This window comes from Akkermansia sp. BCRC 18949, assembly GCF_045011645.1.
Classification (GTDB): domain Bacteria; phylum Verrucomicrobiota; class Verrucomicrobiia; order Verrucomicrobiales; family Akkermansiaceae; genus Akkermansia; species Akkermansia massiliensis.
The window spans coordinates 1,455,602-1,470,824 of the sequence record NZ_CP123619.1; the positions used below are offsets into that span (position 1 = coordinate 1,455,602).

Annotated in this window: 15 protein-coding genes; 1 reads left to right on the forward strand and 14 read right to left on the reverse strand. The window is 57.3% G+C overall.

The window, feature by feature from the left end; translation table 11 throughout:
- Positions 1 to 67 precede the first annotated feature (67 nt).
- From P8A25_RS06035 to P8A25_RS06100, 14 genes are all read right to left on the reverse strand, one after another.
- Positions 68 to 646 (reverse strand): flavodoxin, encoded by a 579-nt coding sequence (locus P8A25_RS06035; RefSeq protein WP_251827981.1) that lies wholly within the window; start codon positions 644 to 646, stop codon positions 68 to 70.
- A 182-nt stretch (positions 647 to 828) separates the two neighbouring features.
- Positions 829 to 1,968 (reverse strand): metallophosphoesterase, encoded by a 1,140-nt coding sequence (locus P8A25_RS06040; RefSeq protein ID WP_215442675.1) that lies wholly within the window; start codon positions 1,966 to 1,968, stop codon positions 829 to 831.
- A gap of 140 nt (positions 1,969 to 2,108) precedes the next feature.
- Entirely contained in the window at positions 2,109 to 3,188 is a 1,080-nt protein-coding gene (locus tag P8A25_RS06045; protein ID WP_102721969.1) for an alpha/beta hydrolase, read from the reverse strand.
- Between the two features lie 21 nt (positions 3,189 to 3,209).
- Entirely contained in the window at positions 3,210 to 4,058 is an 849-nt protein-coding gene (locus P8A25_RS06050; RefSeq protein ID WP_215442674.1) for an aldo/keto reductase, read from the reverse strand.
- 246 nt (positions 4,059 to 4,304) lie between these two features.
- Complete coding sequence (locus P8A25_RS06055) at positions 4,305 to 4,727, reverse strand: putative quinol monooxygenase (protein WP_215442673.1); 423 nt, start codon at positions 4,725 to 4,727, stop codon at positions 4,305 to 4,307.
- Positions 4,728 to 4,985: 258 nt separating this feature from the next.
- A complete protein-coding gene (locus tag P8A25_RS06060) occupies positions 4,986 to 5,981 on the reverse strand; it encodes a DUF362 domain-containing protein (RefSeq protein ID WP_215442672.1) in 996 nt (331 codons plus the stop codon).
- Positions 5,982 to 6,057: 76 nt separating this feature from the next.
- Complete coding sequence (locus P8A25_RS06065) at positions 6,058 to 7,233, reverse strand: MalY/PatB family protein (protein WP_215442671.1); 1,176 nt, start codon at positions 7,231 to 7,233, stop codon at positions 6,058 to 6,060.
- Entirely contained in the window at positions 7,230 to 8,102 is an 873-nt protein-coding gene (locus P8A25_RS06070) for a DUF3737 family protein (protein WP_102722084.1), read from the reverse strand. The genes P8A25_RS06065 and P8A25_RS06070 overlap by 4 nt, the downstream gene beginning before the upstream one ends.
- 275 nt (positions 8,103 to 8,377) lie before the next feature.
- Positions 8,378 to 9,388 (reverse strand): EamA family transporter, encoded by a 1,011-nt coding sequence (locus tag P8A25_RS06075; RefSeq protein ID WP_215442670.1) that lies wholly within the window; start codon positions 9,386 to 9,388, stop codon positions 8,378 to 8,380.
- 21 nt (positions 9,389 to 9,409) lie between these two features.
- Entirely contained in the window at positions 9,410 to 10,729 is a 1,320-nt protein-coding gene (locus tag P8A25_RS06080; protein WP_215442669.1) for a DUF418 domain-containing protein, read from the reverse strand.
- Positions 10,730 to 10,911: 182 nt separating this feature from the next.
- Complete coding sequence (locus tag P8A25_RS06085; RefSeq protein ID WP_215442668.1) at positions 10,912 to 11,265, reverse strand: cyclophilin-like fold protein; 354 nt, start codon at positions 11,263 to 11,265, stop codon at positions 10,912 to 10,914.
- Positions 11,266 to 11,667: 402 nt separating this feature from the next.
- Positions 11,668 to 12,204 carry a flavodoxin family protein gene (locus P8A25_RS06090; RefSeq protein ID WP_022397143.1) on the reverse strand — a complete coding sequence of 179 codons (537 nt, stop codon included), beginning with the start codon at positions 12,202 to 12,204 and terminating at the stop codon, positions 11,668 to 11,670.
- 17 nt (positions 12,205 to 12,221) lie between these two features.
- Entirely contained in the window at positions 12,222 to 13,409 is a 1,188-nt protein-coding gene (locus P8A25_RS06095) for an iron-containing alcohol dehydrogenase (protein ID WP_251827980.1), read from the reverse strand.
- 424 nt (positions 13,410 to 13,833) lie between these two features.
- Positions 13,834 to 14,160 (reverse strand): hypothetical protein, encoded by a 327-nt coding sequence (locus P8A25_RS06100; RefSeq protein ID WP_215442667.1) that lies wholly within the window; start codon positions 14,158 to 14,160, stop codon positions 13,834 to 13,836.
- 102 nt (positions 14,161 to 14,262) lie between these two features.
- Here P8A25_RS06100 and P8A25_RS06105 point away from each other — a divergent pair, with 102 nt between their 5' ends.
- The gene (locus tag P8A25_RS06105) at positions 14,263 to 15,069 is read left to right on the forward strand and encodes a LexA family transcriptional regulator (RefSeq protein ID WP_022397146.1); all 807 of its coding nucleotides are present in this window, start codon (positions 14,263 to 14,265) and stop codon (positions 15,067 to 15,069) included.
- The last annotated feature ends 154 nt before the right edge of the window (positions 15,070 to 15,223 follow it).

The following is a 15,223-nucleotide window of genomic DNA, read 5'->3' on the forward strand; positions in this document are numbered from 1 at the left end:
TCTGAAAGGTTCATCAGACAGGCAAGGGAAAAAGCCATTCCCGCAAGGGTTCGTTTCATAAGGAGCATTATTTGTTGATGGTGATTGTGTCATTGACCCACTTGACCAGCGCGGGCCTGGCCGTCCGGATGCCTTCCCCGGCAAAAGCTCCGCCCTTGAGAACGGTGGACTTGGGGCACAGCTTCCGCACCTCGTCCCCGCAGCGCGCCATGCCGCCGCCTCCGTGCGTCACAAACGGAATCACCGTCTTGCCGGAAAGGTCGTGGCTTGCCAGGAAAGAGGCGACCGGAGGCGCAATCGTGCTCCACCAGTTGGGACTGCCGATGAAAATCACGTCGTACTTGCCCATGTCCTCCACCCTGGCGGCCAGCTCCGGCCTGACGCCTTCCTGAATCTCCTTTTTGGCCTGTACCGTACATTCCCGGTACCCGGACGGGTAAGGCTTGACCGGCTTGATTTCAAACAGGGTTCCGCCCGTCGCCTTCTGAATCTGCGCAGCGGCGTACTTCGTATTGCCGCCCCATGAATAATAGGCAATGAGAACCTTGGAGGGTTCCGCGGAAACCTTGGGCTGTTCCTGTCCCGAGCATCCGGCCCCCATCATCAGGGCGGCCGCCAGCGTGCATATCATTGATATTGTTTTCATGAATTTAATGTCTGGGTTGGAAGGCCGCGCAGAAAACAGCCCGGGAAGAAAAACGGCTTCATCCGGCAGTCTCCGTGCACGAACCTTGTTCCTTCTTCCTGTCTAAACGTTAGAGCAGCTATAAGTCAACATGTTTTCCCTCATCTGTTCCAAAGATTGCACCCGCTCCACTCTAAACTCTCTTATTCCTCTTTCCGGAGCCGGATCAGCACGATTTCCGAAGGAACGCCGATGCGGATGGGAAAGCCGTTCCAAATCCCCGCCCCGTTGGAGACATACAGCTTCATACCCCCCACCGTGTACAATCCGGACACAAAGCCCTCGTTGAACCGGGCCACCAGCCGGTCAATGCCGGCAATCATGCCGCCGTGCGTATGGCCGGAAACCTGGAGGTCCACGCCGTGCTCCGCCGCTTCCGGGGCCAGCCGCGGCTGATGGGCGGCGAGGATGCGCACGCCCTTTTCCGGGGCTCCCGCCAGCGCCTTGCGTATATCCGGCTCCTCCTTTCCCATGATGTCGGCTACAGGATCCGTCACCCCCGCCAGCACTACCGCGCCCCCGCCCGTCTGCACATGTTCATTGTGAAGCATACGGATGCCCAGGGTGGGCAGGAACTCCATCCACTCCTCATAACCGGAATAATACTCATGATTGCCCGGCACGCCGAACACCCCGTACCTAGCCTTCAAATCCGCAAGCGGCCTCAAATCATCCCCGTGCACGGGAACCGTCCCGTCCACGAAGTCCCCGGCAATAATGACGATGTCCGGATTCAGAGCATTCGTGCGTTCCACAATTTTCCTGATGCGGTCCGCCCGCGTGATGCCGTCCACATGAAGGTCCGCCAGCACGGCGACTGTCAGGCCGTCCGCCCCATCCGGCAGATGGTTCACGGAAATCGTTTCCTCCTTCACCCGCGGCACCCCGGTTCCTCCGGCCATCCCCACGGTAGCCAGTACGGCGGCGAAAGCCAGCAGGGCAAGATTCACCCGGTTGCCGATGACGCGGAACCGTTCCGTCTTCTTCTTCCGCAGGCAGAACAGAACCAGCAAATACAGGAGGCGTATCACGTCCGCCGCCAGCAGCAGGAAAAAGAACAGGAAAAGCACGGAGAACAGCCATGCGGTCGCCAGCAGGACGCCTTCCGGCAGAACCGGGGAGAAAAACATGGGGCCGCCGAACAAATGCAGCAGATGGAATTTGAACGCCGCCACCGCCAGAAGGACGGCAAGCAGGGCCTTCCAGCCCCATTTCAGCCTAAGCGGCAGAATGGCGCGGCAGAAAACGTAAACCGCCAGCAATGCTCCGAAAATCAGTATCATGTGTCTCTTGCTTAAAATGGCTTGAACCCCGCCGGAACGGGAAGAACGCAGTCCTTCCCCTGCGAACAACCGGCAGACGACTTATCATGTTGAGTCCCTCACCGTAATCAGCTCCCTTCAAAGTCAGCCGCAGAACCGCCTTATTTCAGATGCTCCTGAAAGAACTGCTCGATTTTGCCGAAAGGAATAACCCCGGCTTGATTGTCATAGAGATCCACATGGCTCGCGCCGGGAATGATCATCAGCTCCTTGTTATCCCCTTTCAACTTCTTGAAGGCATCCTCGCTGAAATAGCGTGAATGGGCTTTTTCTCCGTGAATCATGAGCACGGCGCTGCGGATTTCACCGCTGTACGCCAGGAGGGGCATATTGATGAACGAGAGCGCGGAGGTGGTATTCCATCCGCCGTTCGAGTTGAGCGAACGCTTGTGGTAGCCGCGGGGCGTCTTATAGTAATTGTAGTAATCCTTCACGAATCCTGGGGCATCGTCAGGCAGGGGATCGGGCACGCCCCCCGCGAGCGCATAAGAACCGTTTTTTGCATCGGCGGTGCGCTGGGCATTCAGTTGCTTGCGAAGCTCATAACGGGCGTCGGCGTCCATCGCGTCGAAATAGCCGTTCGCGTTCACGCGGCTCATATCGTACATCGTGGACGCTACCGTCGCCTTGATGCGGGTGTCGATAGCCGCCGCGTTCACCGCCATGCCGCCCCACCCGCAAATGCCGATGATTCCGATGCGTTCGGGGTCCACGTCGTCGCGTGTGGAGAGGTAGTCGACGGCTGCGGAGAAATCCTCCGTATTGATGTCCGGGGAAGCGACATAACGGGGTTCCCCGCCGCTCTCTCCCGTATACGAGGGATCAAACGCGATCGTTAGAAAACCGCGCTCGGCCATCGTCTGGGCATAGAGCCCGGAAGATTGTTCCTTCACGGCTCCGAAGGGGCCGGAAACGGCGATAGCCGGCAACTTTCCGCCGGCCTTCCGGGGGATATACAAATCCGCGGCCAGCGTAATGCCGTAGCGGTTGCGGAAGCTTACCTTGCGGTGGTCTACCTTGTCGCTCTTCGGAAACACCTTGTCCCATTCCTGCGTTAAATTCAGTTGTTCGTTCATGATCCTGTCCGTGTTGGCGTTATTGTTTTCAGCGGATAAGCTCCCTGCACAGCAAATGCAGGCGGAGAAAGCCGCGCAAAACCTTTTAAATGAATGCCCTGTCATCTTTCCAATACTTAAGGTGAATTACTGCTTCCCGTAATTGATCAGGTACAGGACTGACTCCGGGTCCTGATGGCACAGGAAAAGGCTCTCTCCGCGGTCCAGCCTGGCGATGGCCCCCATGTCCTCCTGGGAAAGTTCAAAGTCAAAGACGTTGAAATTCTCCTCCATCCTTTCCCGGTGGGTCGTCTTCGGAATGACGATGACGCCGCGCTGGATCAGGAAGCGCAGGGCCGTCTGCGCCGGAGTCTTGCCGTACTTCTCTCCGATGTCCTTCAGCACCGGATTCGTGAAAAATCCATTGCGGCCTTCCGCGAAGGGCCCCCAGGATTCCATCCTGGTACCGTACTTCGCCATCAGCTCCCGGGCCTTCACCTGCTGGTTGAACACGTGCGTTTCCACCTGGTTGACGGCGGGCTTGATCTCGCAGAACTCCGCCAGGTCCACAAAACGGTCCGGATAAAAATTGCTCACGCCGATGGCGCGAACCTTTCCGGCCCGGTTAGCCTCTTCCATGGCCCGGTAAGTGCCGTAATAATCGTTGAAGGGCTGGTGGATGAGCAGCAGGTCCACGTAATCCGTGCGCAGCTTGCGCAGGGACTCGTCAATGGAAGCCTTCGCCTTTTCATACCCGCCGTTGGTAATCCACACCTTCGTGGTGAGGAACAATTCCTCGCGCGGCACCCCGCTCTTCTCCGCCGCGCGGCCTACGGCCTCCTCATTGCCGTAAATCTGGGCCGTATCAATGGAACGGTAGCCGGCGCCGATCGCGTCCAGCACGCAGCGCTCGCACTCTGCGGCATCAGGTATCTGAAAAACTCCGAAGCCCAGGATGGGCATGACCACTCCGTTATTTAATGTAATTTCTTCCATAATTATTTCTGGTTGTATTTTTTAATAAAATCAAGATAAATCCTTATACCTCACCTCCTTCAAGGAAGGTCCGCGCAAGGGGCATCGTCCATTTCGACATTCGCTCCATCCATCAAACGGAAAAGTTGTCCGATGGCAGTCGACTTCCTGAAAGAACATCCTTTAGTGGACTATCATCATAGCGTTGCCACCGTAGGAGGAGAATAAAGCTCCGGTACGCTGCCTATATTGTTTTCATATTCTTCTCTATTTGTTTGTTTTTATTTTCAGAAATATCTCAGGCATGCCTGCCGGATCAAGGGCATGCATGTCCACTAAGTCGAGGCTCTTCACCATGTGCAGCGTAGCCGTCTTGTACTTCCGGAAGTGAGCGGTCTGAATATGATGCCGGTAGGCTTCGGGAGAAGCGTAGATTTCGAGGATGCGGATTTGTGTGGAATCCCGCTTCATCTGCATCGGGAAAATGCAAATAACTCCCGATTCCTCTTTGACCGATGTAGCTCCTACCACAGAGGCATATTCCAGATATTCTTTCAAATACTGGGGATATACTTCGATTTCGGAAATACGGATTAACATATTCTCTGCTGAAACGGCCGGCTTCGTTTGGGCTGATAGCTGGAACGATGTGATCAAAATCAATAAGCTGATAAAAAGATATCTTTTCATTCTCTTTAAAACGATAACTGATTATTTGGCTTTCTACGGCAGTGTCTGCGCGACGTTCTCATCAGATTGATTTTAGGCCCCCTCTTTATGGAATAAACGATGTGTATTCCCATGGCCCCCTCCCGCCAAGTCGCAGTAGAAATGACGGAGGTTCCCCTCCCAGTCCACCGACTGCATCAATCCCTTTGCCTTCATTACGGAATGCACCGCTCCATCATCAGTATCCATTCTTTAACGTCATCGGATTTAACAAGCCTGCTAAGATTCCAGCTTCTTCAGCTCATACTTCCTGGTGCCCAGGCCTATCTGTTCGGCGTAATCCACCGTGTGCCGCCCATGACGGCTTTCAATGCGCTCGATCAGGGGTTTGCTGTTGTCTCCGGCGGAAGGCTTGACGGCGTAAACGAGGTCCAGGCAGGCCTGGTCCAGCGCCACCGGGTCAAGGGAAGCCAGAATGCCGATGTCCTTCATCTTCGGGTCATGGGGGTGGGCATCGCAATCGCAGTCAATGGACAGCTTGTTCATCACGTTGATATACAGAATCCTGTCCCCGAAGTAATCGGCCACCGCCTGAGCGGAGGCAGCCATGGACTCCAGAAAATCGTCCTGCGCGGCCAGATTGTTCCACACGGCGGCAACGTCCCGCGTTTTTCCGGCGGAATGGATGTACGCCTTGCCGCTTGCGGAAGCCACGCCGATGGACTGGTTCTTGATCACGCCGCCGAAGCCGCCCATGGCGTGCCCCTTGAAGTGGGCCAGGTTGATCATGAAATCGTAGTTCTTCAGATGGCTCCCCACGATGTCGTATTCCAGGTGCTTCCTGTCCTTCACCGGAATGGTGAATTCACCCTCCGCGTCCATGATGTCCACCCGGGCAATATCAGAAAAGCCGTGGTCCTTCGCCGCCTTAAGGTGGTCCTCCGTCCGGGAGCGCTTGCCGCCGTAAGCCGTATTGCACTCCACAATGGTGCCTTTCACGTGATGCACCAGATCCTTGATCAGCTCCGGACTCAGGAAATTATGGCCGCCCGGTTCCCCGGTGCTGATCTTGACGGCCACCCTTCCGGAAGCCGTTCGCCCCATAGCCTGGTAAATCCTTACAAGAGCCTCCGGAGAAATCTCCTTCGTCATCCATACCCTGGAAACCCCGTTCTTCTCCGCGGCCGCGCCCAGCGCATATTCCGGCAACGCCAGGCACGCCAGGGCCGCGGTGGAAGACTGGAGCCACGCTCTTCTCGTCATATTATTTCTCATGGCAACTTGATTGTTTGTTCTTGATGATCGTTCTTCGCGCTCTCTCCATTGAGACCTTTCATGTCGCCGGACGCGTTCATGTTCCGGAAACGCGGCCGCCCAGCGTACGGCAGATTCTTTCCACCCCCTCAAGCAGCAGTTTCCGGGGACAGGCGATGTTCAGGCGGATGAAACAGCCCTCCGATTCCCCGTACATTTCGCCGCCGTTCACCATCACCCGGCCTTCTTCCTCCAGCAAACGGACAATTTCCGCGGAGGAAAGCCCCAGCGCGGAGCAATCTATCCAGACCAGGTACGTTCCCTCCAGCGGCAGCACGCGGAGCTGCGGCAGGCGTTCGCCCAGCATGTCCCGGACCGTCTCGTAATTCCCGTAAAGGTAAAGCTTCAGCTCCTCCAGCCAGTCCTCTCCGCCGTTGTAGGCCGCTTCCAGAGCATCCACGGCGAAGGAATTGACATCGCACACCTCGTTGATGTTGATAGCCTTGTCAATCTTCCTCCGGATCTCCTCATCCGCCGCGACGATATTGGCGATCTGAATGCCCGCCAGATTAAAGGCCTTGCTGGGGGAAATGCAGGTGACGGAATGGCGCAGGGCCTCCTCCGAAAGGGAGGCGAACGGCGTGTAGGGATGGCCGGGATACGTCAGTTCGCAATGAATCTCGTCAGCCACCACCAGCACGCCGTTTCTCCGGCAGATATCCGCGATCTTCTCCAGCTCCGGCCTCGTCCAGACGCGCCCGGCGGGATTGTGGGGATTGCACAGGAGCAGGAGCTTGACGGCGGGATCCGCCGCCTTCCGCTCCAGGTCCTCCGCGTCAAGCGCGTACTTCCCGTTCTCGTACTTCAGCGGGCTGGTTTCCGCCACGCACCCGTTATTGCGGATGGAGGAAAAAAAGCAATTGTACACGGGCGTCTGCACCAGCACCTTGTCCCCCGGAGCCGTCAGGGCCCGGATGATGGCGGACAGCGCGGGCACCACCCCCGTGGTGTAAATAATCCACTCCGGACTGATCTTCCAGCCGTGGCGGCGTTCAAACCAGTTCGTGACCGCCTCATAATAGGAATCCGGAACCCGCGTGTAGCCGAAAATGCCGTGTTCCGCCCTCTTCCGGATGGCCTCCGTCACCGCCGGAGCCGTGCGGAAATCCATGTCCGCCACCCACATGGGCAGAATGTCCGCCCGGGGCATGGAATCCCACTTGTAGGAATTCGTTCCCCGGCGCGGCACAACGGTGTCAAAATCGTACTTCATGCTGCTTCTCCCGACTGCGTTTTTCCCGTTTCAATGGAGCAGTTGGCCGGAGCCTTGCAGTGCTCGTCCAGAATAACCTCCCCGTACTCTTCCGCCACGATGCGTCCGCTGCGCGGGTTCTTGACGCTGTGCACGCGCCCCTTGATTTCCGCCTGCACGGAGGAATATTCAAAACAAAGGTCCGCATCCTCCCCGAACGTGCAGTTTTCCAGCACCAGGTTCTCCGCGTAGCACAACGCCTGCGTGCCGGAAATACGGCAATTCACCAGGCGGAGGTTTTTGGAATGCCAGCCCAGGTATTCCCCGTCCACCACGGAATCGTACACCGTCACGTCCTCCGTATTCCAGAAGGCGTCCTTGGAATGAATCTCCGCATTCCGGATCACCACATTCCTGCAATACTGGAAGGAGTAGTTCCCGTTCAGGCGGAAACCGTCAATGTCCATATTCTCCCCGTGCATGAACAGGTAATCGCCCTTGTCCGCCTGCACGTTGCGCAGCTCCGCATTCCGGCAGTGCCAGCAGCATTCCAGGGCGTCCGTCAGGACCACGTTCTCCAGAACCATCCCGTCCATGTCCCGGAACATCTTGGGGGCTTCCACCCGCGTATCCTTCATGCGCAGGTTCCGGGAATACCAGATGGCGGCTCGGGCGCCTTCCCTGAACAGGCAATTCTCAATCAGCAAGCCGTCGTTGTGCCAGAAAGGGTACTTTCCCCGGAACTCGCACCGTACGGCTTCAATGTCGGAGCATTCCTTCAGGGCGGACTCTCCCGGATAAATCGTGACGTCTTCCAGCCTCAGATGATGGGAGGCAAACAAGGGGCGCTCCCCCTCGTAGGAAGTATTCTTAATCATTTTCTTGGTCATGGTGATGGGTTGGTAAAATGTTCTTTTGGAATTCATCATATGCGTTTAAGCGGCGGCAATCGGCATCCGGAAAAGGAAGACCGGGAAAAAGACGGGGAGCGGCATTCTCCGCATTCCCGGCCTTCTTCTTTCTTCCTTCAGGCTATTCCTTATAGTAACTGTAATGCAAAGGATTTTTAGCATTTTCTCGTTCATCATTTGTAATGTATTCATAATTAATAAATATTAACTGTCATAAAAATCATTTCATGAACCGTGAAATCATGAAAAAAACTTCATTTTTCAGATTCCCGGCACGATATTCCCTTTCTGTACGCCATGGCGGCCGCAGGGGAAAGCGCGCGCCCTTTCCCGGCGGAATCTTCCGGAGGCGTTCTCCTCACCAGCGCGATGCTCCCCAGGATGACGAACAGCCCGGCCATCCGCGCCCACGTCATCCCTTCCCCTCCCGCCGCACACCCCAGGACGACGGCCACCAGGGGGTTCACATAGGCGTGCGTGCCTACTTCCGCCGCCGGACGAACCTTCAGCAGCCAGATATAGCTGGTGTACGCCAGGACGGAGCCGAACAGCACCAGATAAAGGAGTGACAGCCACGCGGAAGCAGGAACTTCCTCCCAATCCATGTTCTCCGGCTCCTTCCGGACGAGGGTCCAGCACCAGAACATCACCCCCGCCGCGAGCATCTGCCACGCCGCCCCGCCCACATTGTTGACCGCCTCCTCCGCGCAGGAACGGTACTTGGCGTACAGCGTCCCCAAAGCCCAGGAAACGCAGCCGAAAACCAGCAGCAGGATACCGTGCGCGCCCTGGCCCCCCCCTTCCTCCCGTCCAAGCTGCTCCGCGAACAAAAGGCCCACTCCCAGGAATCCGGCCGCTATCCCCGCCAAAACGGAAATGCTCCGGAAATTCCTGCGCCACATGGGAACATCCAGCGCGATAATCCAGATGGCCGTGGACGATGCGATGATCGCCACCAGGCTGCTGCTCAAATACTGCTGGGCCAGCATGACGACGGCCATATCCACGAAAAGGAGGATAATGCCGCTGACGGCGGACTTCCGGACCAGGGGACCCCGGAAAATATCCTCCCCCCTTGCCCGCCCGGCCAGCAGCAGAAGGAGCCCCGCCGTGCAGAAGCGCATTCCGCCCAGCAGAAACGGAGGGAACCCCTGCAACGCTGTCCCGATAAAATAATAGGTGGACCCCCACACCACGTAAATCATCAGATACGCGGTGATGACTCCCAGCCGGCCCGGCGGCTCCGTGATTGGATAAACAGCCATTGGAAAACCTCCATGAACTCTTTACTTGTTAAAAGGAGCCGCCTTCCTTCCGGGGAAAGACGGAGTCTTCCGGAACAACCGGAGCCTTTTCCCGTACGTCAGCATGCGCCAGCCCCATTCCAGGGGGCCGAACAGGCAGAACTTCAGCCAGACGCGACTGAACAGCGCCTGGAACAGGAAGACGGAGGCAGCTACCAGTTCCACCTGCGCCAGCCCCAGCCGGGCCCCCAGGCGGAAGCCTATTCCGTAAAACAGGACGATGCCCAGCACGGACTGCCCGATGTAATTGGTCAGCGCCATCCGCCCGGGAGCCGCCAGCGCCCGGAACAAGGGAGCGTCCTTCCGGCGAAGGAACCACAGGCAGAAAACGGACACATACGCCAGGCTGAGGGGAATAACGCTGACGGCATACAGGAAGGCCCCGGCCACGGGCCCGCCGCCCAGCAGGTGAAGCGCATGGGCGGCGTACAGGAAGGAAAGGGGCAGCCCCGCCAGAAAACCGCAGCGGCATACCCTCTTCAACAGCGTCCGCCGCCTCTCCAGATTCGCATAAATTCCGTTCCTTCCCACATACAGCCCCAGCAGGAACAAGCCCAGCACCTTGAAGACGCGGTTGCTCTCCAGCAGCTCCTGGACGCGGATGAACGCCCCGGACAGGGTGAACTTCAGAACGTCGGAATAATGTTCCCCGTCCACCAGCCATCTGCCGAAATTCGCGTCCGTAATCCCGCTGAGGCCGTTGAAATACCGTACTGCGCCCCCCACCGGGGCGGCGAGGTCAAACCGGTAGCCTGAAAAAACCTTCAGGGCATCCATGAGAACGGGGCAGAAAACAAGCGCGGCGGCAATCGCCAGCAGCTTTCTGTCCGGCACATTCCGGAACAGCGGCAGCAGCAGGCCGGCCAGCGCATACAGAAGCAGGATGTCCCCGCTCCACAGGAGCATCAGGTGCAGCAGCCCGATCAGGGCCAGAAGGCCCATCCTGCGGTAAAAAACGGCGATGCCGTCGCGCCCCTTCTCCATGGAATGCGACATCATGATGGAAAAGCCGATGCCGAACAACAGGGAAAACAGGCTGTAAAACTTGCCGTCAATAAACACGTACTGGAGGAAGCGGACCACCCGGTCGATTCCGGCGGTGGGCATGGCGGAAACAACCTCCGGACTCTGGAACGTGTACAGGGAAAACTCCGGAAAATTCGCCAGGCAGATGCCGAAAAGCGCCAGTCCCCTCAAGGCGTCCAGAACCACGGAACGCTCCCGCGTGCTGACGGGGCCCATCCTGTCAACGGGAGGCATCCGCCCCTCCTTTCCCATCACCGGGCACCGCAGCGCACGCATTCAATAAATATTTTATTTTCATATCATTAAAAAAATCTCATGTATCTTTAATATCTTTTCTCCAAAAAAATGAGGCAACAGGCCCCCGCCCGGGAAAAACAGCCTTCTCCCGATTCCTTAAAAAAGGAACGCTGCCCCATCCCGGAAAACCGGGATAAAAACCTGCCGGACAAACCGGAAGGTCAGCGTTTCACGTCAATGGTCACGCGGATCTTTCCGGAAACATCCAACGCCTTCATCCCTTCCCCGTCCACGCTCCCCAGAATCACCAGGCCGCGGGACGGCTCGAAGGCCTTCCTGAAAATGCACAAATTGCCCCACGGGGCGTAATAGGCGATGGCCCCCCGGAAGGGTTTCCCCATGGCCGGAGACCCGGCGGTAGACAACTTGCCGGGCAGAGGGCTGATCTTCTCGGTATCGCCGTAATCCTCCAGCGTCAGCATCAGGGGAAGCCGGGCCACGAAATCCCTGGCGGCGGCATTGTCCTGAAGAGTGGCGGCAATTTCCTTTTCTCCTGCTTTAATCGTAATATTCATGGTGTTCGGGGATGGCTGGGGAGTCTCCGGCTCCGCGGCGCAACAGGGGGCAAGGAAAGCCCCTGCCGCGTACAAATATGATAATAATTTTTTCATCGTCTATATTTTAATAGGAATGGCTGCCCGGCAGGATTGAACGGGACCGGGAATCCCCGCGAAGAAGGAAAAAACGGCTGCCGGCCTTCTCCGGCAACAGAAGGCGCACCACAGGCAGGAGAGAAGCCGGAAACATTGCCGGAGCTTTTCTTCCCGCGGCGCCCTCATCCCCACCCGGGAAATCGGACGCCGCGGGAAGCTGTCTCACCTATCCTCGCTGGGCGCAAAAAACATTCTATATGAAATCCGGTTGATATTATTCCATGGGCGGTTTTACGGCTGATCTTCTTTAGTGGGGAAAAAGGCTCAAACCCCTATCCCCATGATTCTGGCCTGCTTCATGGCCGGATTGCCCTTGATGCCGCCCATCTTCCAGGCCCCGGTGCCGTAAACCACGCCTTTCTCCACCGCCCCTTCCAGGCAGTCCAGAAAACCGCGGAAGCACTCCACGGTGCGCTCCATATTGGCCCGGTTATCCTCCGCCGCGGCCAGAATGAAGTAAAACTCCTTGTCACGGATGTCCAGATAACGGGGGACCGTGCGGTCGATAAACGTCTTCATCTGGCCGCACAGCGTATAAAAATACACGGGAGTGGCCAGCACGATGACATCCGCTTCCAGCAGCTTGTCCAGCAACTCTTCCATATCGTCCTTCTGGAGGCAGGCGTGGGTGTCATGGCACACGCCGCAGCCGCGGCAATAGCCGATGCGCTTCTCCGCCAGGCGCACCTTCTCCACGTCATGCCCTGCGCCCCGCGCCCCCTTCATGAACTCATCGCACAGGAGGTCGGAATTGCCGCCCTTGCGCGGACTGGAGGAAATGATTAAAATCTTCTTGCTCATGGTACAGGCTCCCGGGCTTACAGATAAGACTTCCGGTAAATGGAAACGCAATCCTCCACGGACAGCTCCGCGCGGTCGCACTGGAACAGGAACCCCATGGTTTCCCGCGCATTGCGAGCCATTTTCCCGAACTCCTCCGGCGCAATGCCGTAATCGCTCATGCGCAGGCCGCTTACGCCGCAATCCCGTTGCAGCCTGTCCAGCATGGTGATGAAATCCATGGGGTCCGCCGCCTCCGGCATTCCCATGGCCTGCGCCATGCGGACAAAGCGTTCATCCGCCACATGCCGTTCAATCAGGTGCGTAAAATACGCCTTGCTGATCATGATGAGGCCGGCCCCGTGGGGCAGCTCCTGATGGTAGGCGGACAAGGCATGCTCCAGGGAATGCTCGCTGGTGCAGCGGCCCACGCACATCACGTAGCCGGACAGGGTATTGCCGAAGGCCACATGGGTACGGGCCTTCAGGTCGGAGCCGTCGGCCACCGCCCTGGGCAGGTAGCGGCTGATATGCTTAATGGCCTCCAGGGCGTACATGTCGCTCATCAGGTTCGTGCCGTTGGAAACGTAGCCCTCCACGCTGTGGAACAGGGCGTCAAAGCCCTGGAAGGCCGTAAACAGCGGAGGAACGGTAAGCATCAGCTCCGGGTCCACGATGGAAAGCGCCGGAAACAGGTCCGGATGGACAAACCCCGTCTTTTCATGCGTTTTCTCGTTCGTGATGACAGTGCCCGCGTCCGCCTCCGATCCGGTGCCGGCGGTGGTGGTAATGGCAACGATCGGCAGGGGCCTGTTGGAAACCGGCTTCCCCTTCCCCGTGCCGGAGGGAATGTAATCCCAGTAATCGCCGTCATTCACTGCGATCAGCGCGATGGACTTGGCGGCGTCCATGCAGCTCCCTCCGCCCAGGGCGATGATAAAATCGCAGCCGTGTTCCCGGGCGAACCGGCCTCCGGCATTGACGGTTGAATTCAGGGGATTGGGCTCCACCCGGTCAAAGACGGCGCAGGCGATTCCGGCCTTGTCCAGTTGCCCCGTGAGGCGGTCCAGATAACCGTTGGCCCGGGTGGATTTCCCGTTGGAAATGACGATCATGGCCTTGCGGCCCGGCAATGCTTCCGCATGCAGGTTCTCCAGTTGCCCGGCCCCGAAAAGAAGCCGGGTGGGCACATGCATGAGAAAGGCGGAATGGGTATGGTTTGACATGATGACAGGTTGGTTTAAAGGCCGCTTCCCGGACTCCCGGAACACCCGTCCGGAAACGGGAAGCAACACACTACCTATCATCTAAAAGGTTACACCTGCTCTAATGAAAGAAAAATCTTAAAAATAATTTTATCTTTATTTTAAATAACTTATTACCAAATATTTCCGACACAAAAAAATAATTACCCCCTGCCATTTCCTCCTCAAAAAAGAGACGATTTCTATTCATTCCCCCCACCGCCACGGAGAAGCTCCGCAACAATGGAAGCTCATCCGGACTCCGGTTCCCCACTGGAACCTTTCATGCCTTCGCAAGCCATTTCAACCGGGGGAAAACGGACCCGGCTTCATCAAACGCAGTCCCTGTTTATTTCCGGGAGCGGCGCCACAAAAAACCGCTCAGGAACTCCGGCCAGGGTCCGGCTTACGGCCTTATGGAACAGGAAGACTTGGATGCCTGCAAATCGGAATTGTCCATTTCTACGGCCAGCCAGAACACGCCGACGGCCAACAGGCCGAAAGCACAAGCCCCCGCGACGGAAAGAACGGTCATCACCATCTTCTGCCGTTCCGCCTTTGCCCTGCATTGACGGACCAGCGTTTGCACTGCGCCGCAGACTGCCCCCAGGCGGCCGCGCCATCCTTCTTCCCCGGAGGGCTGTCTTTTGGGATGCAGGTCGGGCCTCATCATCACGGAATACGGGAACGGCTCCGGCTTCATCATGGAAATGTCCAAAGGCATGTACTTCATGACTTCTTTTTAACGATATTCGTTAATCAGTCAACATATTTTTCACGGATTTAATTTACTTCTTTCTATCGACAATTCACGAAAATCGTGTATCATCAAGCCATGACACCGACAAAAGGGGACGTGAAAAACTGGCTGAAAGCCATCGGAAAGGACCGTGACTGGCTCGCCAGGGAATGCGGCACGGAGAAAGGAACGGTCAACAACTGGCTTTCCCCCTCCGGCCCCTTCCCCTCCAACGCCATTTTGAAAATCCACTCCCTGATGTCCCAATACGGGCCGGCTCAGCCGGAAAATGAGGCTATCCAGACCAACCGCCTTGTGCTGGAAATCACGGAGGAACGCATGCGGAAATACGAAAGGGCCGCTTCTGAAAAGGGCATGCCCCTGCGCCAGTGGCTGACCGAGCTGGCGGATGAAGCGGCGGACGTGCGCCAGCTCCGGACGGAGCAAAGCTCCTTCATTCCCTTGGCGGAACAACTCCCGTCCCTTGCCGGACATGCCGGGCGCGAGTACAGCACGCAGATTGTCGGCAACATCGCCGCGGGCTCCCTTTCGGAAAGCGATACCGTCCCGTCCACCATCTACATGGAAAGGCCCCTGGGCAAAAACGAATACGTGGTCCGCGTAGAAGGAAAATCCATGGAACCCCTCATCCCGGACGGCGCGCTGGTAGTCATGCGGCGCCATACGGCCCCGCCCGTCCCCAAGCCGGGAACCATCGTGGAATACAACGACGGACGCGGAGTGACCCTGAAAAAACTGATCCGGAGGAAAAATGCGGAAACCGGAAAAACGGAATACCTGCTCCAGCCCCTCAATCCCGCGTTCAAGGATATTGCCCCCATGGAGGGAGGCAGCATCTCCGGAATATACGTGGAAACGCTCGCGAACTACCGCAAGGGGTAGCCTTCTGCCCCATCATACAGGAAAAGGCGCTCCCTGTTCCCCATCCACTCCCGCCTCCAAAGCCGTCTTCCCTCCCTGCCCGGCGGTGATTCCCCCTATTCCCCCTATTCCCCCTATAAAGCCCTATGATAAAGGACAATGGATGAAAGAACTT

Bases quoted from the DNA above. Each gene is read 5' to 3' on its own strand.
- P8A25_RS06035 (WP_251827981.1), bottom strand. From the start codon at position 646: ATGAAAACAATATCAATGATATGCACGCTGGCGGCCGCCCTGATGATG.
- P8A25_RS06040 (WP_215442675.1), bottom strand. From the start codon at position 1,968: ATGATACTGATTTTCGGAGCATTGCTGGCGGTTTACGTTTTCTGCCGC.
- P8A25_RS06045 (WP_102721969.1), bottom strand. From the start codon at position 3,188: ATGACAGGGCATTCATTTAAAAGGTTTTGCGCGGCTTTCTCCGCCTGC.
- P8A25_RS06050 (WP_215442674.1), bottom strand. From the start codon at position 4,058: ATGGAAGAAATTACATTAAATAACGGAGTGGTCATGCCCATCCTGGGC.
- P8A25_RS06055 (WP_215442673.1), bottom strand. From the start codon at position 4,727: ATGAAAAGATATCTTTTTATCAGCTTATTGATTTTGATCACATCGTTC.
- P8A25_RS06060 (WP_215442672.1), bottom strand. From the start codon at position 5,981: ATGAGAAATAATATGACGAGAAGAGCGTGGCTCCAGTCTTCCACCGCG.
- P8A25_RS06065 (WP_215442671.1), bottom strand. From the start codon at position 7,233: ATGAAGTACGATTTTGACACCGTTGTGCCGCGCCGGGGAACGAATTCC.
- P8A25_RS06070 (WP_102722084.1), bottom strand. From the start codon at position 8,102: ATGACCAAGAAAATGATTAAGAATACTTCCTACGAGGGGGAGCGCCCC.
- P8A25_RS06075 (WP_215442670.1), bottom strand. From the start codon at position 9,388: ATGGCTGTTTATCCAATCACGGAGCCGCCGGGCCGGCTGGGAGTCATC.
- P8A25_RS06080 (WP_215442669.1), bottom strand. From the start codon at position 10,729: ATGCGTGCGCTGCGGTGCCCGGTGATGGGAAAGGAGGGGCGGATGCCT.
- P8A25_RS06085 (WP_215442668.1), bottom strand. From the start codon at position 11,265: ATGAATATTACGATTAAAGCAGGAGAAAAGGAAATTGCCGCCACTCTT.
- P8A25_RS06090 (WP_022397143.1), bottom strand. From the start codon at position 12,204: ATGAGCAAGAAGATTTTAATCATTTCCTCCAGTCCGCGCAAGGGCGGC.
- P8A25_RS06095 (WP_251827980.1), bottom strand. From the start codon at position 13,409: ATGTCAAACCATACCCATTCCGCCTTTCTCATGCATGTGCCCACCCGG.
- P8A25_RS06100 (WP_215442667.1), bottom strand. From the start codon at position 14,160: ATGAAGTACATGCCTTTGGACATTTCCATGATGAAGCCGGAGCCGTTC.
- P8A25_RS06105 (WP_022397146.1), top strand. From the start codon at position 14,263: ATGACACCGACAAAAGGGGACGTGAAAAACTGGCTGAAAGCCATCGGA.